Source organism: Mitsuokella sp. AF21-1AC, from assembly GCF_003458855.1.
GTDB lineage: Bacteria > Bacillota > Negativicutes > Selenomonadales > Selenomonadaceae > Mitsuokella.
Genome location: NZ_QRVW01000002.1, coordinates 21,008 through 39,455 on the forward strand (window position 1 = coordinate 21,008; position 18,448 = coordinate 39,455).

Annotated in this window: 15 protein-coding genes; 2 read left to right on the plus strand and 13 right to left on the minus strand. The window is 62.5% G+C overall.

Going from position 1 to position 18,448, the window contains the following annotated elements; translation table 11 throughout:
* The first annotated feature begins 57 nt into the window (after window positions 1-57).
* Window positions 58-1,947 carry an NAD(+) synthase gene (nadE, locus tag DWX75_RS00995; protein WP_118014056.1) on the plus strand — a complete coding sequence of 630 codons (1,890 nt, stop codon included), beginning with the start codon at window positions 58-60 and terminating at the stop codon, window positions 1,945-1,947.
* A gap of 60 nt (window positions 1,948-2,007) precedes the next feature.
* Here the strand turns inward: nadE and DWX75_RS01000 are convergent, their stop codons facing one another.
* The 6 genes from DWX75_RS01000 to DWX75_RS01025 all read right to left on the minus strand — a co-directional run bounded on the left by DWX75_RS01000 (window position 2,008) and on the right by DWX75_RS01025 (window position 8,760).
* Complete coding sequence (locus tag DWX75_RS01000) at window positions 2,008-3,264, minus strand: type II secretion system F family protein (protein ID WP_118014057.1); 1,257 nt, start codon at window positions 3,262-3,264, stop codon at window positions 2,008-2,010.
* On the minus strand, window positions 3,245-4,321 hold the full coding sequence (locus DWX75_RS01005) for a type IV pilus twitching motility protein PilT (protein WP_118014059.1): 1,077 nt from the start codon (window positions 4,319-4,321) through the stop codon (window positions 3,245-3,247). The genes DWX75_RS01000 and DWX75_RS01005 overlap by 20 nt, the downstream gene beginning before the upstream one ends.
* Entirely contained in the window at window positions 4,296-5,558 is a 1,263-nt protein-coding gene (locus DWX75_RS01010) for a GspE/PulE family protein (RefSeq protein WP_118014062.1), read from the minus strand. Before DWX75_RS01010 ends, DWX75_RS01005 begins: the two co-directional genes overlap by 26 nt.
* Before the next feature lie 190 nt (window positions 5,559-5,748).
* The gene (locus tag DWX75_RS01015) at window positions 5,749-6,447 is read right to left on the minus strand and encodes a winged helix-turn-helix domain-containing protein (RefSeq protein ID WP_118014064.1); all 699 of its coding nucleotides are present in this window, start codon (window positions 6,445-6,447) and stop codon (window positions 5,749-5,751) included.
* Window positions 6,448-6,500: 53 nt separating this feature from the next.
* Complete coding sequence (locus DWX75_RS01020) at window positions 6,501-7,247, minus strand: hypothetical protein (protein ID WP_118014065.1); 747 nt, start codon at window positions 7,245-7,247, stop codon at window positions 6,501-6,503.
* Between the two features lie 49 nt (window positions 7,248-7,296).
* Window positions 7,297-8,760, minus strand: a complete 1,464-nt coding sequence (locus DWX75_RS01025) for a GDSL-type esterase/lipase family protein (RefSeq protein WP_118014067.1) — start codon at window positions 8,758-8,760, stop codon at window positions 7,297-7,299.
* A gap of 215 nt (window positions 8,761-8,975) precedes the next feature.
* Here DWX75_RS01025 and DWX75_RS01030 point away from each other — a divergent pair, with 215 nt between their 5' ends.
* Window positions 8,976-9,938, plus strand: a complete 963-nt coding sequence (locus tag DWX75_RS01030; RefSeq protein ID WP_233519418.1) for a site-specific integrase — start codon at window positions 8,976-8,978, stop codon at window positions 9,936-9,938.
* Between the two features lie 86 nt (window positions 9,939-10,024).
* Here DWX75_RS01030 and DWX75_RS01035 read toward each other — a convergent pair whose 3' ends face one another.
* The 7 genes from DWX75_RS01035 to infB form a co-directional block, all read right to left on the minus strand.
* Window positions 10,025-12,094 carry a polyribonucleotide nucleotidyltransferase gene (locus tag DWX75_RS01035; RefSeq protein ID WP_118014069.1) on the minus strand — a complete coding sequence of 690 codons (2,070 nt, stop codon included), beginning with the start codon at window positions 12,092-12,094 and terminating at the stop codon, window positions 10,025-10,027.
* Between the two features lie 179 nt (window positions 12,095-12,273).
* Window positions 12,274-12,552: a 30S ribosomal protein S15 gene (gene rpsO, locus DWX75_RS01040; RefSeq protein WP_118014071.1), complete on the minus strand. Its 279-nt coding sequence runs from the start codon at window positions 12,550-12,552 to the stop codon at window positions 12,274-12,276.
* 141 nt (window positions 12,553-12,693) lie between these two features.
* A complete protein-coding gene (gene ribF, locus DWX75_RS01045; protein ID WP_118014073.1) occupies window positions 12,694-13,620 on the minus strand; it encodes a riboflavin biosynthesis protein RibF in 927 nt (308 codons plus the stop codon).
* Window positions 13,621-13,662: 42 nt separating this feature from the next.
* Window positions 13,663-14,538 (minus strand): tRNA pseudouridine(55) synthase TruB, encoded by an 876-nt coding sequence (gene truB / locus DWX75_RS01050; RefSeq protein WP_118014075.1) that lies wholly within the window; start codon window positions 14,536-14,538, stop codon window positions 13,663-13,665.
* Window positions 14,538-15,536, minus strand: coding sequence for a bifunctional oligoribonuclease/PAP phosphatase NrnA (locus DWX75_RS01055; protein ID WP_118014077.1), 999 nt, complete (start codon window positions 15,534-15,536; stop codon window positions 14,538-14,540). Before DWX75_RS01055 ends, truB begins: the two co-directional genes overlap by 1 nt.
* 1 nt (window position 15,537) lies before the next feature.
* Window positions 15,538-15,945: a 30S ribosome-binding factor RbfA gene (gene rbfA / locus DWX75_RS01060; protein WP_118014079.1), complete on the minus strand. Its 408-nt coding sequence runs from the start codon at window positions 15,943-15,945 to the stop codon at window positions 15,538-15,540.
* A gap of 67 nt (window positions 15,946-16,012) precedes the next feature.
* A complete protein-coding gene (gene infB / locus DWX75_RS01065; RefSeq protein WP_118014081.1) occupies window positions 16,013-18,445 on the minus strand; it encodes a translation initiation factor IF-2 in 2,433 nt (810 codons plus the stop codon).
* Window positions 18,446-18,448: the final 3 nt, after the last annotated feature.

An 18,448-nucleotide genomic window follows, 5' to 3' on the forward strand; every position in this document is an offset into this window, starting at 1 on the left:
TTTCTTCAAGAATATCACGCTTTTGTAATCATCAGAGACACGGAAAGGGTGTTGAATTTGTTGAACATTGCCATGGTACAGATGGAGGTCATTCCCGGCCATCCCGACGAGAACACACAACGCATCCTCGCCTTTATCGACGAGGCCCACCAAAAGCACGCCGACATCGTCATCTTCCCCGAGATGGCTGTCCCCGGCTACTTCCTGGGCGACACCTGGGAGCAGCCCGCCTTCCTGCGCGACTGCGAGAGCTACGGGCAGGACATCATCGCGGCCTCTACGGGCATCACCGTCATGTTCGGCAACGTCGCCGTCGACTGGCAGAAGAAGAACAATGACGGCCGCGTGCGCAAGTACAACGCGTTCTTCATCGCACAGGACGGCAAGCTCGTACAGCCCGACAACATGCCGTACCCCTACACCATCAAGACGCTCATGCCGAATTACCGCGAATTCGACGACACGCGCCATTTCTTCAGCCTGCAGAAGCTCGCGCGCGAACTCGGCACAACGCCGCAGAAGCTGCTCTCACCCGTGAGCCTCAAGATCCGCGGCCAGCGCTTTGAAGTCGGCTGCCTGCTCTGCGAGGACGGCTGGAGCGACGACTACGAGCTCGCACCGCTCAAGATCCTGGAAGAGGATGCCATCGACTTCTACGTCAACATCTCGGCTTCCCCTTACACGCTCGGCAAGAACGACAAGCGCAACCGCGTCTTCGGTCGCCAGGCGAAGGATGCCGGCGTGCCGCTTTTCTACGTCAACTGCATCGGCCTGCAGAACAACGGCAAGACCGTCTACACCTTCGACGGCTCGAGCACGGCATATTCGGGCAGAGGCGACGTCGTCTACACGGCGCCGGAATACAAGGAAGACCTCAGGATCCTGCCGCTTGATGGTCTCAAGGATATGCCCGCAGCCCCCGTACCCGAAGAACCCGACATCGCGCATATCTACCGCGCGCTGCATTACGGCGTCGGCCATTTCCTCCAGAACATCCACATGAAGAAACTCGTCATCGGCATCTCGGGTGGCATCGATTCTGCCGTGGCCGCCGCGCTCTACGCGAAGGTCGTGGGTCCCGAGAACCTCCTGCTCGTCAACATGCCGAGCGTCTACAATTCCGCGACGACGAAAGGCCTGTCGCAGCAGCTCGCGGAGAACCTCGGCTGCCAGTACATGATCGTGCCGATCCAGGAATCCGTCGACCACACGATCAGGCAGCTCGAGCAAACGCCGATGACGCTGCTCGGCGACGGCAGCACGTCATATCTCAAAGTCTCTTCCTTCGTCGCCGAGAACATCCAGGCGCGCGACCGCAGTGCGCGCGTGCTCGCAGGAGCGGCGGCGGCGTTTGGCGGCGGCTTCACCTGCAATGCCAACAAGGCCGAGACGACTGTCGGCTACTCGACGCTCTACGGCGATCAGTCGGGGTTCCTCGCCGCGCTCGCCGACCTCTGGAAATACCAGGTCTATGCGCTCGCTCACTACATGAACGACGTCGTCTACGGGCGCGAGGTCGTGCCGCAGGGCATTATCGACATCGTGCCGTCGGCCGAGCTCTCCTCGGCACAGAACGTCGACGAGGGCAAGGGCGACCCCATCAAGTACCCGTATCACGACTACCTGTTCCGCTCCTTCATCGAGCGCTGGCAGAAGGCCACGCCGGAGGACCTCTTAACCTGGTACGAGGAGGGTACGGTCGAGAAGAATCTCGGCTGCGAGGAAGGCCTCGTGGCCAAATACTTCCCGACGGCCGCCGACTTCATCAGCGATCTTGAGCGCTGGTGGAACCTCTTCTGCGGCATGGCCGTCGCCAAGCGCATCCAGGCGCCGCCGATCCTCGCCGTGAGCCGCCGCGCCTACGGCTTCGACCACCGCGAGGCACAGAACGGCGCTTACTACACGCGCCGCTACCGCGAGCTCAAGAAAAAACTGCTGCAGGAATAAGCAGCGACAAGCACATACGGGCCTGCCCTGACGGGGCAGGCTGTCACCAGATGGACGCTCTCAGCCGAGGGCGTCCATTGTCGTAAGCAGGGGCAGCATGACGGCGAGCACGAAGAAAAAGATCATGGCGCCGACGACGAGCGTCAGCACGGGCTCGACGAGGACCTCGAGGCGGCGCAGCCTCTCCTCATAACAGAAGCGCGCAAGGCCGGCGCCGCGCTGCATCATCTCCTCGAGGCGGCCGGCCGCTTCGCCTGACCGCAGCAGGGCCATGAGAAAGGACGGCAGCATGGCGCCGCGAAGCGCAGCCGTCAGCGGCTTGCCGCGGCGCAGGCGCGCGTGAGCCCGCTGCAGCGAGAGGCGCAGGAACGCATTGCGGGGGGCTTCCATCGCCAGGGCAAGCGCGCGGTCCAGGGGCACGCCGTGATGCAGCAGGACGGCGAGCAGCGACAGAATGATCTGCCACTCGCCATAGCGGAGCAATGTGCCGAAGAACGGCAGGCCAAGGAACAGGCGGTCGAGCCTTTGACTCAGCCCCGGACGCGAAAACAGCCAGCCGAAAAAGACGCAGCTGACGGCAAAAAGCGCTGCCGTGGCCGCGCCGTGCTGCTGCAGGAAAGCCGAGAGCGCAAGCAGCACGCGCGTGGGCCAGGGAAGCTCGGCCGCGAGACTCGTGAGCAGCGCGGCAAAGGCCGGCAGCAAAAAGACGGTCATGAGCGTGCCGGCTAGAAGCGTCACAAAAAACAGCAGCACGGGATATGCCATGGCCGCGCGGAGCTTCGCGCGCGTCTTCATCGCAAGTTCCATATGGTCCGCGAGTTCCGGCAGGATGGAGGCAAGGGCGCCGCCCGCCTCGCCCAGCGCGATGAGCTGGCAGACACTGTGCGGGAAGACCGCCGGGTATGCTGAAAGTGCCGCCGAAAGGGATGTTCCCGCCAGCACCTGCCCGCGCAACGCACCGACCATCTCCTCATAACCATCGCGGCGCCCGTCTCCAGCCTGCATGGCGCCGAGTGCCTCGTGCAGCGGCAGCCCGGCGGACGTCAGCAGGGCGAGCTGGCGCAAAAAGAGCACACAGGCCCGCCGCCCCGATGGCAGGCGCCGCGAAAAGACGGGATGGGTGCACGCAGATGCGAGCAGGCAGCGCAGGCCAGGCAGGGTCTCCTTCCTCTCCGCCTGCTCCAGCGGGGTCAGCGAGGCCACCCAGAGCCCGCGCTGTCGGATCTCACGGGCAGCCTCACGGCGCGAAGCGGCTTCGACGTCGCCTGCAAAGTGCTCGCCCGTGCGGCTTCTCGCCTCATACGAAAAATGTGCCACCTGTCATCCCTCCTCCCCGTTCTTCGCGCTGGTACCGTTCACGCGTCTTTGCCGTGATGCGCCCCTCCTGATAAAGCTGCGCGACGGCACGTTCCATCGTCTGCATGCCCGCTTGCTGGCAGCGCATCATGACGGAAGGCAGCTGCTCGTATTTGCCCTGCCGGATCAAGCTGCAGACTGAAAGCTCGCGCAGGAGCACCTCGACGGCCGCCACGCGCCCGCCGCCGCTTGCCGGCAGCAGCTTCTGCGCGAGCACGGCCTGCAGGACTCTTGCGACCTGCTCGCGCACGCAGGCGCGCTCCCCCTGTTCATAGAAGGATTCGATGCGCGCGGGAGCCTCGACCGCCCGGCGCGTGTGCAGTGTGCCGAAGACGAGCATGCCGCTCTCCGCCGCCATCAGCGCGGTCGTCAGCGCCTCGCGGTCGCGCAGCTCCCCGACGAGCAGGACATCCGGCATCTCGCGCAGCGCACTGCGCAGTGCCGCGGGAAATGAGCAAAAATCCCGCCCGAGCTCGCGCTGATTGATGAGCGACCTTGCCGGCGTAAAAACGTATTCGACGGGATCCTCAAGCGTCAGGATGTGGCGCGCCTCATTCTGGTTGATCGCGTCGAGGCAGGCCGCGAGCGTCGTCGTCTTGCCGGAGCCCGTGGGCCCGCAGACGAGCACGAGGCCGCTCGTGAGGGCAAGGATGCGGTCAAGCGCCGCCCGTGCAGGCAGATTGAGCGCCACAAGACTCGGGACCGCGGGCGGCAGGAAGCGCAGGACAGCCGCGGGCTCTCCCCTTTGCCAGAAGGCGTTGCCGCGCAGCCGCCAGGAACCGTGAGAAAAGGCAAAGTCCACCTCCTCGCGCGCCTGCAGCCGCATGAGGCTTGACGCGCCCAATTTCTCCTCGAGCCAGGCGAGAAGCGCGGAGCTTTCGACGCGTTCCGCCCCGAAGGGCATGAGCTGGCCATCCACGCGCAGCCAAACGCGCTGTCCGGCCGTCAGGTAGAGGTCCGAAGCCTTTTGGCGGCAGCCCGCCGCCAGGGCCTCATGAAAGAGCGCTGCCATCGCCATAGAGCACCCTCCTGACTTCTGAAAGCGACGTGATCCCCTGCAGGGCCTTCTGCCTGCCGTCCTGCCAGAGGCTCGCAAGGCCCTTGGACACAGCCAGCCGGCGGAGCTTCGCACGCGGCCACTGCTGCAGGATGCCGGCGCGCAATTCCTCATCGATGAGCAGCACTTCGCTCACCACCGTGCGCCCGCGATACCCCGTGCCGCCGCAGGCCGCACACCCTGTGCCGCAGGCCAGCTTTATCCCCGGCCGCCAGGCCTCCTGCAGCAGCGCAGCTTCCCTCGAGCCCGCCGGCACCTCCTGCCAGCGCCGGCACGCAGGACAGATGCGCCGCACGAGCCGCTGCGCCACGACGCCACTCAGGGTCGCCGCGAGCAGATACGCAGGCACGCCCATCTCGAGAAAGCGGTAGATGGCCGATACCGTGTCCTCCGTATGCAGCGTCGTCATGAGGAGATGCCCCGTCAAGGCAATGCGCACGGCCATGGCCGCCGTCTCCTCGTCGCGGATCTCGCCCAGGAGGATGCCCGTGACATCCTGGCGCAGGATGGCCTTGAGCCCCGCGAGGAAGGTCAGACCGGCCTTCTCGTGGATTTCCACCTGATTGATGCCGGGCAGCAGCCGTTCAACGGGGTCCTCGAGCGTCACGAGGTTGTGTGCATCGTCGTTGAGCTCGCTGAGCGCCGCGTAGAGCGTAGAGGTCTTGCCCGAATTGACGGGCCCGCAGAGCACGACGAGCCCCGCGGGACGGTGTATGAGGCGGCGGAGGCCGGCGAGATGATTCTCGGAAAAGCCCAGCTCACCGAGCGCCAGCCCCTGCTGGCGGCCGCGCAGGAGGCGCAGCACGAGCACCTCCCCATGCGCCGCCGGCAGTGAGGATACGCGCAGGTCGATGTCATCCCGGTAGTGGATGTGGCCGTCCTGCGGCCGCTGCTGCTGTGCGATGTCCATGCCGGCCATAACCTTGAGGCGGGAGACGAGCGGCGGCATCAGCACGAGCGGCAGGCGGCCCGCCCCCCCCAGCAGGCCGTCACACCGGACGCGCAGACGCAGCTCCCCTGCCTGCGGCTCCAAATGCAGGTCACTCGCGCCGCAGGCAATGGCCTCATCGAGCAGGAAATCCGCGAGCCGCACGATGCCAGCCCGTTCCTGCCGCCCTGCCGGCTGCGCCGCCCGCCGCTCCTCGCGCAGTACCTGCGCCGCAAGGATGCGCAGCGATTCAAATGGCCGTTTTCCCATAAGACACCCTCCTCATCTGCTTTTCTGTATATCACACGAGAACAATGACTCATGATATCTCTTCGACACGCACATGCCGTTCTCCTGCCGAGGGGGCCTGCGGCAAAACGGGCAGCAAAAAAGGGCACTTCCCGGCATGGGAAACACCCTCTCAAAATCCGATTGCATGGCTCGCGCAAAGAGCCGCCTGTCACTTGGCGCTCACGGGACGGCTGAAGCGGTAGCCCACGCCGCGCACCGTCTCGATGGCATCGCCAAGCGCCGCATCGTATGGCGCGAGCTTGGCGCGCAGATGACGGATGTGGACATCGACCGTGCGCGTATCGCCGTAGTACTCATAGCCCCAGATGCGCTCGAGCAGCTCGTCGCGCGAAAAGGCGCGGCCGGGATTCGTCACGAGCAGCTTCAGGAGTTCGTACTCCTTCGGCGTCAGCGTGAGCAGATGGTCGTGGACCCAGGCCTGATACGAGGAAAAATCCATGCGCAGGCCGCCGCTCTGCAGGACATCCTCCTTCGGCGGGGCGTCGTGGCTCGAACGGCGCAGCACGGCCTTGATGCGGGCCATGAGCTCGCGCATCGAGAAAGGCTTGACGACGTAATCATCGGCACCGAGCTCGAGGCCGAGTACCTTGTCGATTTCCTCCGCCTTGGCCGTCAGCATGATGACGGGGATGCTCGCGGTCCGTTCATCGGCCTTGAGCTGCCGGCAGACCGTCAGGCCGTCGACTTCCGGCAGCATGAGGTCGAGCAGGATGAGATCCATGCCGGGCGCGAGCTTCAGGGTCTGCCGCCCATCGGCAGCCGTTATGACCTCATAGCCGTTCTTCTTCAAATTGAATTCCAAAAGCTCCCGTATCGACGATTCGTCATCCACCACGAGGATCCGCATACTATCTTCCACCTTTCTGCCAGCCAGCCCGTTTCAATCCAGCGTTCCTGCTGTCAATCGTAATAATGCTCGCTGAGATCGATGAGATTGTCGCGCAGCTGACGCACGAAATCCCAGCGGTTGAGCTGGTCGGCCCCGACGGAGAAGGCATAGCCGCCGCGTGTCCAGTAGGCCACGAACGAATCGCTGGCAAGCTCCGCAATCTGCACCTGCGTCGCGCCAAGCTGCTGCATCTGCCAATCCGCGCCGTAAACGCCGCTGAACGTTTCGGCGTTCATGCCATCGCTCAAGAGAGCCGTGCGCACGACAAAGCGCGCACGCTTCTCTTCCTGACCGTAGCGCGACGTATAGTGGAGCTCCGCCGTCGTCCCGCCGATGATGTAGCGGTCCGTGAGCTCGAGGCCTGAGCTCAGCGGGAAGTAGAGCGGATGGAAGGACAGCGCTTCGACCATGGCTGCATAGGAATCGTACGGCACCATGGGATTCGGGATTTCCGAAGAAGCGACCGCTCCCGATTCCTCAGCATCAGGTGCCGATTCCTCAGCGGCAGCCGCCGTCCCGGAGGAAGCCGTCTCAGCCGCCTGGAGCTCTGCGTCAGCGGGAGCTTCCGTCTGCGCGGCCGCCTCCTCCGCTTCCGTTGCGGCAGGAGCCGTCTTGGCGGCTGCTTCCTGCGCTGCCGGTGCCGCCATCTGAGCAGCCTCCATATCGGCACTTGCAGCCCCGGCCTGACCAGAGCCTAGAAGCAGGCAGCCCGTCGCTGCCAGAGCCAGCCATTTCTGTTTCCCACTCATGAAATTCACGAAAAATCCCCCTGTCCATAAAATCCTTTTATCATTACTACAAATTATATTACAAAGCTCCGGTCGAGGCAATGCCTTCCATGCCGCCTGCATCTTCCTGACCGCTTTCCTGTGTCTGCTGCCACCGGTCGAGTTCAGCGTCAGCCTGCGCGCGGACGACGGTCCAGACGCTGTTGACATAGGCACCCATGAGGGCCTTGCCATTTGCATCGGGATGCAGGCCGTCGAGCGCGTACTCCGTCGGCAGTACCCCATCGGGCGCTTCGATGGCCAGAGCCATATCGATGTGGACCTGCGTGCGGATGTAATCGTTGACGGCGGCAAAACGGTCCTGCCAGTCATCAGCCGTCGGCTCATCAAACACATGCTGGATGTTGTCAGGATGGATCGGCGGCAGCGTCAGGAGAATGGGCCGGATGCCATGCGCAAGGCACATCTGGCGCATCGCCTCGAGGTCCGAGATCACGGCGTCCGCGTCCTCGCCGGCGCGCAGGCTGTTGCTGCCCGTCATGATCAGCAGGTACTGCGGATGGAACGGCAGCACATCGCGCTCGAAGCGCGCGCGCGTCATGCCGCTCGTATCGCCGCTTTCCGAAAGGTTGATCGTGTCAAAGTCCAGGTAATGCAGCCAGCTGAAATGGAAATCCGCCGGGCTGTAGGAGAAATGGCCGCCGCCATGACTGATGCTGTCGCCGAGCACCGCGACCTGCCAGTCATCAGACGGCGCGGTGCGGAAGGAACGCACGGCCGACCACTCGCCGAGCGGCGCCCCCTCGGCATCGAAGGCATGGACGCGCCAGAAAAACGGCGTATCGCCGTAATGCGGCTCGGGGTCGTAAATCTCGGCCATCGTGGAGGAAAGCAGCTCGATGGGCTCGGCCTCGGGATGTTCCTCGGGATTCTCGTTGTAGATGGCCACTTCATAGCTCGCCGCATTCGACTGGCCGACCCAGGCGTAGACGGGATAGAGCAGTGTCTCCCCGCGCCTCCCGCCGAACTCCGAGGTCAGGACAGGAGCCTGCATCGGCGGCAGGTCTGGCGAGGTGTAGAGCGCGGCGAGCCCGCTGAACGGCGTGTACGGCGTGCCGTTGAAATCGATGGCCCGCACGCGCCAGTAGAGCGGCTCTTTGCCAAGTAATTCACCTGCAATATCCTGAAGCGGCGGATTGTAACGGTTCTGGTAGATGGCGCGCGTGCGGAAGATGGCTTCCGGCGACTCCTTCGCCTCCGACAAGTGCTCGGGAACATGGTCGAAAATCTCCATCTCGTAGCTCACGGCCTCCTCATCCGACTCCCAGGTCAGGATGGGCGAAAACGACACGGGCGTCGCCGCCGTCGTCGTGCTGAGGCCTGCTGGCGGCGGCGTCAGAAGGCGCGACGACGCCTCCTGGCGCGGCCAGCAGAGCAGGGTCCCCGCCACGACGAGCACGAGGACGAGCAGCAGGCCAAGGAAGTGCGGAAAATGCGGCAAAAAGGAACGGCGCACACGGCGCTCGGCACGTTTTTCTTTCATGGCAGTCCACCTCTCTTTAAGAAAGAATGCAGCGAAAACATCCTCGTGATGCTCCGCTTCATGGTGAGATTATAGCACAGAACATCCGCGCTGCACAATGTCAGCGCCGGAGAGTCGCATTTCCTTCCCAATTACACGGATGTGATTTATAATAAGGAGTGAATTCATCTTTAAAGAAACCAGTGAGGACTATGATGCAGGCAGACAAGCATTTCATGCTGATCAAGAATCAGCGCGTTGAAGCCAATACAAAACTATCCGAAAAAGCCAAGCTGCGACTCAGCAAGTCGAAAGCCGACAATACGCTCAAGGCCTATCGGGCCGACTGGCGCGATTTTGCCGCGTGGTGCGCCTACCACGGGGAACGCGATCTGCCGGCCGCGCCCGAGACGATTGTCAACTACCTCAACGACTTGGCCGACGACGCCAAGGCCAACACGGTCGCACGGCGCGTCACGGCCATCTCGGAGAACCATGTGGCGGCAGGCTATCAGGGCGAACGCAACCCCGCCAAGAGCAGCCTCGTGCGCGCGGCGATGGAAGCCATCCGCCGCGAGAAGGGCACGTTCCAGCAGGGCAAGACCCCGATCCTGCTCGAGACGCTCCAGGTGCTCGCGGACTGCTTCGACGACACCATCGTCTCGCTGCGCGACCGCGCGCTCATCTTCCTGGGCTTTGCCGGAGCCTTCCGCCGCTCTGAGCTCGTGGCCATCCAGATCGAGCACCTGACCTTCACGAGCGAAGGCCTCATGATCCTCGTACCGCAGTCCAAGAGCGACCAGCTCGGCCGCGGCTCGACGATTGCCGTCCCCTACGCCCCCGATCCGTCCATCTGCGCGGTGCGCGCCGTGCAGGCATGGCTCGCGGCCGCCAACATCCACCGCGGCCCCCTCTTTCGTCCATTCACGCGCGCCCACACGCTGCGTGACAGCCAGCTCTCCGACAAATCCGTCGCGCTCATCATCAAGAAATACGCGAAGCTCGCGGGCTTCAACCCCGATACCTTCGCCGGCCACAGCCTGCGCCGCGGCTTCGCGACGAGCGCGGCCCAGCACGACGTCGATGCGCTGACCATCATGCGCCAGACGCGCCACCACTCAGAAAAAATGGTGCACCGCTACATCGAGCAGGGCAACATCTTCAAGGAAAACCCGCTCAATAAAATGTACAAGAAATAAAAAGGAAGGCAAAAGGGCTGCCGCATTTTCATGCAGCAGCCCCTTTTTGCGTTTCAGCGCCGACAGCTCATGCTGACGCGATTTTTTTACAGTACGGCCTTGTGGCTCAGATTGATGCGGCCCTTGTCGTCAATCTCGACAACCTTGACCTGCAGCTGATCGCCGACCTGCACGACATCCTCGACCTTCTCGACGCGATGTTTCGCGAGCTGGGAGATGTGGCAGAGGCCCTCCTTGCCCGGCAGCACCTCGACGAATGCACCGAACTTCATGAGGCGCGTAACGCGGCCCGTGTAGACCTGGCCGACCTCGACCTCGCGCACGATATCCTCGATCATCTGCTTGGCCTTCTTCATGCCCTCGGCATTCACCGACGAAATGAAGATATTGCCGTCCTCGTGGATGTCGATCTCCACGCCCGTTTCATCGATGATCTTCTTGACGACCTTACCGCCCGTGCCGATGACGTCGCGGATCTTGTCCGTCTTGATCTTGATTGTCTCAACGCGCGGTGCATACGGCGAGAGATCCGCCGCCGGCTTGTCGATGCACTCAAGCATCTTGCCGAGGATGAACGCGCGGCCGCGCTTGGCCTGCTGCAGAGCAGCCGAGAGAATCTCGCGCGACAGGCCGTCGACCTTGATATCCATCTGGATGGCCGTGATGCCTTCCGTCGTGCCGGCGACCTTGAAATCCATGTCGCCAAGCGCATCCTCCATGCCCTGGATATCCGTGAGGATCGTGTACTTGTCCCCTTCCTTGACGAGGCCCATGGCGACGCCCGAAACCGGACGCTTGATGGGTACGCCGGCATTCATCAGCGAGAGCGTGCTGCCGCAGACCGAGCCCATCGAGCTCGAACCGTTCGACTCGAGCACCTCCGAGACGAGGCGGATCGTGTACGGGAATTCCTCGATGGACGGGATGACCGGCACGAGCGCGCGCTCCGCGAGGGCGCCGTGGCCGATCTCGCGGCGGCCCGGGCTGCGCATCGGACGCGCTTCGCCGACGCTGTAGCCAGGGAAGTTGTAGTGATGGATGTAATGCTTCGACGTCTCGGGTCCGAGGCCGTCGATGATCTGCTCATCGCCGAGCGAGCCGAGCGTCGTCACCGTGAGAATCTGCGTCTGGCCGCGCGTAAAGAGGCCGGAACCATGCGTGCGCGGCAGGAGGCCGACCTCGCACGAAACGGGGCGGACCTCGTCGACCTCACGGCCGTCCGGGCGGATCTTCTCATGCGTGATCATGTGGCGCACGACGGATTTCTCGAGGTCATGGATGGCGATGGCAATCTCCTTGTCCATCTCCGGATAGAGCTCGAGGAAGTGTTCCATCGTATCCGTCGTGATCTCGGCGATATTTGCGTCGCGATTAAGCTTGTCCGCGTTGCGCACGGCGGCATCGAGACGCTCCTTCGCATAGTCGCGGATGGCCTCCTCCATCTCGTGCGGCACGAGGAAGAGCTTCGGCTCGCTCTTTTCCTTGCCGCAGGCAGCCTGGATCTCCTGCTGGAACTCGACGAGGCGCTTGATCTCCTCGTGGCCGAACAGGATGGCGTCGAGGATGACATCCTCCGGCAGTTCATTCGCACCGGCCTCAACCATCATGACGGCATCGTGCGAGCCCGCGACCGTGAGGTTGAGCGTCGAAACCTTGCGCTGCTCCTCCGTCGGGTTGATGACGAACTCGTCGTCGACGCGGCCGACGCGCACGCCGGCAATCGGCCCCATGAACGGGATATCCGAAACCGTCAGGGCGCAGGACGCACCGATCATCGCGGCGAGCTCCGGCGCATTGTCCTGCTCGACCGAAAGGACCGTCGCGACGATCTGGACATCGTTGCGGAAGCCCTTCGGGAACAGCGGGCGGATTGGGCGGTCAATGAGGCGCGCGCAGAGGATGGCGTCACTCGACGGACGGCCCTCGCGCTTGATGAAGCCGCCCGGAATCTTGCCGGCAGCGTACATCTTTTCCTCATAATCAACCGTCAGCGGGAAGAAATCCACGCCCTCGCGCGGCTCGGATGAAGCCGTGGCCGTGACGAGCACGACCGTGTCGCCATAGCGCACCAGCACAGCACCATTGGCCTGCTTGGCAAGCTGGCCGTTCTCGATGACCAGCTTGCGGCCGCCGAGCTCTGTTTCAAAACGATGCATACGAACAATACCTCCTCAAATCTCTCTATCTGTTGAATGAAAACATCTCTTTATCGCATCTTGGATAACCCAGGCAAGCAAACATGCTTCCGATTTTTCAGTCTTTCCAATCCGGCATTTCAGCCAGAAAAAAAAGCGGGATTGCTCCCGCTTTCCGCTTCAGGATCGCCTGCCAGCAATCAACGCTCAACCGTGGAACGCAGACCGAGCTTCGCGATGATCGAACGATAACGCTCAATGTCCGTCTTATAGAGGTAGCTGAGCAGACGGCGGCGATGGCCGACCATCTTCAGCAGACCGCGACGGGAATGATGATCCTTCTTGTGCTCTTTCAGATGCTCCGTCAGATACTGGATACGGGCCGTGAGAACAGCAATCTGTACTTCCGGCGAACCCGTGTCACCCTCGTGAACGGCATACTTCTGCATGATTTCCTGTTTTGCTTCCTGAGTCAGCATGTTTGTTTTCCTCCTAGTCTTTCGTAAAACCTCCATCAGCCAAGAAAACGTCGGAGTTCTTCGCTATCTGGGCTGAGGTCTGCGCCTTTTCGGCACTTAAGATAGTATATCACATGGCTTGGCGCCTTGTAAAGCAAAAGCTTAGCGGCGCTGCCAGATTTTTTGGGCCTGCCGGCGGTCGTCGTGCATCTTGCGGACGAGCTGGTCGACGGACGCGAACTTCTCCTCCTCGCGGATCTTGGCGAGGAACTGAACCTCGAGAAGCCTGTCGTAGAGGTCACCCGAAAAATCCTCGAGATGCACCTCGAGCCGGCGGTTGCAGCCCTCAAACGTCGGGTTGTCACCGATGTTGGCGAGGCCGAGGTATTCGCCGTCCCCGTAAAGAACGCGCGTCGCGTAGACGCCGTTCGGCAGCATGACCTGTGCGTCGGTGATGGCGAGATTGGCTGTTGGGAAGCCCAGCGTCCGGCCGCGGCACTCGCCGTGGATGACGCGGTCGAGCACCGTGAACGGGCGGCCGAGGCACGCACGGGCCTCATCGAGCCTGCCCTGCTGCAAGAGGGCGCGGATGCGCGTGCTGCTGACCGTGCGCCCGCCTAAAAGGACGGCCGGGCAGACCTCCGCCTCGAAGCCATACGCTTCGGCATCGCGCAGGAGCATGCGGTGCGTGCCCTTGCCGCGGCTGCCGAATGTGTAATTTGGCCCCGTCACGACGCAGCGCGGCGCGAAATAGTCGCGCAGCATCGCGAGAAAGGCCTCGGGGCTGCGCTGTGCGAGCTGCTTTGTGAAGGGCACGGCCATCAGTATATCGACGCCGAGCTCTGCGATGAGGCGGCTGCGCAGCAGACTGCTGCCGATCTGCGGCGGCAGGTCGCGCGGAGAAAGCACCGAAAGCGGATGGTTGCTGAAGGTGAAGACCATGGCCCTGCCGCCCTGCTCATGCGCGAGCTCCACGGCCCGCCGGATGATGCTCTGATGGCCGATATGGACCCCATCGAACATGCCGAGTGCAATGACGAGGCGCGGATACGTCGCGCGGAGGTCGGTAAGCCGCGAATAAATTTGCATGGAAACCTCCTGATACGATTCGATACGATGCGAGAGACGTGCTCAGCGGCTCATGACCTTGGCCGGCACGATTTCCTGGCGCTTGCGGTCGTAGCGGCCGATGCCGAGGAACTGCCCCGTGCTGTAGACGCGCAGCGTGTCCGTCTCGGGCACATGGCGTCGCTCGCCTGTGCCGAGCCCGTTGCGAAATGCCTTCTCGCGCTCGGGCGCCAGGTCGTAGCGCTCGAGGTGATTGAGATACGCTGCGGGTTCGAGCAGTGCGCTCTCGCCCTTTGCGGCCAGTTCTTCAAGCGTCAGCGCGTCGGCGAGCGAAAAGTCGCCGACACGGCTGCGCACGAGGAAGGTCATGGTCGCCGGTAGTCCGAGCGCCGCGCCGATATCGGTGCAGAGGCTGCGGATGTACGTGCCCTTCGAGCACGAAACATCGATGAGCACGCGCCGCTTCTCGGGCTCATACGCGAGCAGGCCGATGGCGTGAACCGTGACCTCGCGCGCGGGAATCTCGACATCGCGGCCCGCGCGCAAAAGGTCGCAGGCGCGCCGGCCGTTGATCTTGATGGCTGAATGCGCGGGCGGTACCTGGCGGATGCGTCCCGTGAAGGAACGAAGCACCTCGCCGATGGCCTCGCGCGCAGGCATCGCGAAGTCTTTCACCTCGTCGATGATTTCACCCGTGTCGTCGCCGCTGTCCGTCGCGAAGCCGAAGGTCAGCTCCGCCCGGTACATCTTGTCGGCAAGCTCCAGGTATTCGATGAGCCGCGCGGCCTGTCCGACGGCGATTGGCAGGACGCCGGCCGCCGCGGGGTCGAGCGTGCCGGCATGGCCGACGCGCTTCATGTGCAGCACCTTGCGCACGGCGCCGATGACGTCGTGCGAGGACATGCCGGGCGGTTTCAGGATGTTGAGAAAGCCGTCCATCAGTGACCCTCCCCGCTCATGCCTGCCTTATGCACGGCCGCCTGCTGAAGATCACGAATGGCCTGCTCGATAGCCGTACAGATCGTCTTCTTTGCCTCGGCAAACGGCATAGAAAGCGTGCAGCCGGCCGCGCGGATATGGCCGCCGCCGCCGAACGAGAGCGCAATGGCGCTGACGTCCACGCCCTTCGAGCGCATGCTGACGCGGCAGAGCTTTTCTTCCTTCGCCTTGAGCACGACGGCCACATCGACGCCTTCGACGACGCGGATGGCGCCGATGAAGCCCTCGGTAGCCTCCATGCGTGCCGTCGTCGCTTCGTCGAGGAAGATGCCGATGGCGCGCCCGTCCGCGAAGCGCTCAGCCATGTTCACGGCCTCGGCCGTGTCCTTGACGACCTGATACGGCTTCTCTTCAAGGGCCTCGGAAATCTCGTTGGCCGTCACGCCGCATTCGAGCATCTCGGCGGCTGCGCGCATCGTGTGCGGCGTCGTGTTCGAGAACCGGAAGAATCCGGAATCCGTCGCGAGCCCCGTGTAGATGCACATGGCCGGCTCGCGCGTAAAGACGGCACCGAGCTCCTTTGCAAGGTCGTAGACGATTTCGGCCGTCGCCGCCCGCGTGTCGTCCACATATGTATATTCGGCTGCGCCGTTGTTCGTGCGATGATGATCGATATTGAGGACCGTTCCGGCCTTCGTGACCTCCGGCACGCGGCCGATGCGGTTCGGGGCCGTATCGAGGATAACGAGGAGATCCGCCTCGACGGATGCCTGTCCCTCCTCCGGTTTCCCAATAATATCATATCCCGGCAGCACCTTGAAGATGGCCGGGATATCATCATCGAGCAGAACAACAGCTTCCTTGCCCATGCCGTGCAGGATGTGCATGAGCCCGAGCGAGGAGCCGACGGCATCGCCGTCGGGATTCTCGTGGGCTGTGATGACCACCTTGTTGGCATGAGCCAGCATTGCTGCTGCTTCACTCAATGTCAGTTTCATATCAATTGTCTTCCTTTGCCTGGGATTCTGCCTGAGATTCCTGTGCTACCGTCTCCTTCTGCTGCTCGTCCTTCTGGATTTTCAGCAGCAGCTCCTGGATGTGCGCGCTGTAGTCGAGCGACTTGTCGAGCGCGAAGGAGATTTCCGGCGTGAAGCGCAGGCGGATGCGCTGGCCGATTTCCCGACGGATGAATCCGAGGGAGCTCTGCAGCCCGGCCCAGCAATCCTTGACCTGTTTCTCACTGCCCATGAGGCTCACGTAAATCTTCGCCTCGCGAAGATCTCCGGTGCACTCCACGGATGTCACAGTCACGAACCCGATGCGCGGGTCCTTGAGTTCGCGCAGGATGATCTCAGAGATCTCCTGCTTCATAAGCTCCTGGACTTTCTCTACCCGAAGCTGGCTCATAGCTTACGCCTCCTCTGCTTTTTCGTATGGTATATATGGTACGGCTTCTGCCACGTGACAGGGAAAATCAATCGTTCTTCTCCGCCTTGGCCTTGGCCTTGGCTTCTTCCTCGCGCTTCTTGGCCGCAGCCTTGTTGGCCTCGGCAATCGTCGTCGCGATCTCTTCCATCGTGTAGGCCTCGATGATGTCGCCTTCCTTGAAGTCGCGGAAATCGACAATCGAGATGCCGCACTCATAGCCGGCATTGACTTCCTTGACCTCATCCTTGAAGCGGCGCAGCGAATCGATCTCGCCGTCGAAGATCTCGATGTTGTCGCGGATGATGCGGATCCTCGAGTTGTTGCAGATCTTGCCCTCGAGCACGTAAGAACCGGCGACGAGCGCCTTCGAGAACTTCATGACCTGACGGATCTCGACGCGGCCCTGGATGACTTCCTTGTACTTCGGCTTGAGCATACCGCTCATGGCATCCTTGACGTCGTTGATGGCATCGTAGATGACGCGGTACGTGCGGATATCGATGTTCTCGGTGTCGGCGAGCTTGCGCGCATTGGCATCCGGACGGACGTTGAACGCGATGATCAGCGCATTCGACGCCGAAGCCAGCATGACATCGGACTCGTTGACGGCACCGACGCCCGAATGGACGATGGAGACGCGGACCTCATCGTTCTTGTTGAGCTTGAGGAGCGAGCTCGAGAGTGCCTCGACGGAGCCCTGTACATCGGCCTTGATGACGATGTTGAGGTCCTTGATGTCGCCTTCCTGGATCTGATGGAAGAGGTCGTCAAGCGAAACCTTCTTGCTCTTGATGAGGTTGTTGCGCTTGCGCTCGATGCGGGCCTCGGCAATGGAGCGGGCCTGCTTCTCCTCGAGCGCTGCGAGGATATCGCCGGCTTCCGGCACGTCGTTGAGGCCGAGGATCTCGACCGGCACGGACGGGCCTGCCTTCTTGACGTTCTCGCCGCGGTCGTTGATCATCGCGCGGACCTTGCCGTACGTCGTGCCGCAGACGACGGAATCGCCGATGCGCAGCGTGCCGTTCTGGACGAGGACGGTTGCGACCGGGCCGCGGCCCTTGTCGAGCTTGGCCTCGACGATGACGCCGCGGGCGTCGCGGTTCGGGTTGGCCTTGAGCTCCTTGACCTCAGCGACGAGCAGCACCATCTCCAGGAGGTCGTCGATGCCGATCTGCTTCTTTGCAGAAACCGGCACCATGATCGTGTCTCCGCCGTATTCCTCCGGCACGAGGCCCTGCTCCATGAGTTCCTGCTTCACGCGGTCCGGGTTGGCGCCGGGCTTATCGATCTTGTTGATGGCCACGATGATGGGGACATCAGCGGATTTCGCATGGTGGATGGCCTCGATGGTCTGCGGCATGACGCCGTCGTCAGCGGCGACGACGAGGATCGCGATATCCGTGATCTGGGCGCCGCGGGCACGCATGGCCGTGAAGGCCTCATGGCCCGGCGTGTCGAGGAAGACGATCTTCTTGCCCTTGCAGTTGACTTGGTAGGCACCGATGTGCTGCGTGATGCCGCCGGCCTCGTGCGTCTGCACGTGCGTGTTGCGGATGCAGTCGAGCAGCGACGTCTTGCCGTGGTCGACATGGCCCATGACCGTGACGACAGGCGGACGGAGCTTGAGGGATTTCGGATCATCTTCGATCTCCGGGATTTCCGTCGGATCGACATCAGGCGGCAGCTCCTCGCAGGTCACGCCGAATTCCGACGCGACGAGCGCCGCCGTATCGAAGTCGATTTCCTGGTTGATTGTCGCCATGACGCCCATCATGAAGAGCTTCTTGACGACTTCAGCAGCCGTGTAGCTCATCTTCGAGGCGAGGTCCTTGACGGCAATCGTCTCCGGCAGCTTGATGTGCTTCGGACGTGCGATCTCGACCTTCGGCGCCTGCTGGACATTGCCGCGGCGGTTGTTGCGGCCGCGCCCGTTGCGGCGGTCATTGCGGCCGTTGCGATTGTTCCGGTCGTTGCGGCCGCCGCGGTCGTTGCGCTCATTCTGGCGTCCGCGGCTGTTCCGGTCGTTGCGGCCGCCGCGGTTATTGCCGCCGGCGCTGTTTCCCGTGCGGCCATTGCTGTTGCCGCCGCTGCGGCTGCCGCCATTGCCGCCATTGCCGGATGCCGCCTTGGCACCGCGGTTCTGATTCTGGTTCTGGCTGTCGCGGTGCGAAGACTCGCGATGGCTGCCGGCAGCCGGTGCTGCGGCCTTTTCCTTATTGTCCTTATGATGTGGTTGTCCCTGGCTGCTCTTCACGTTCTTAGCCTCCGGCTCATGTTTTGGCGCCGCTGGTGCCTTCTCTGCCTTCTTGTCCGTCGTATGTCTGGCGGCAAAGGCATTCTTCACTGCGTTGCGCTCATCATCACCGACACTGGAAAAGTTGTTGGCAGCCTTGAAATGGTTGCGCTTCAGGATATCCAGTATCACTTTGCTGTCTGTATGGAATTCTTTTGCCAATTCATAAACCCTGTATTTGGACATTAA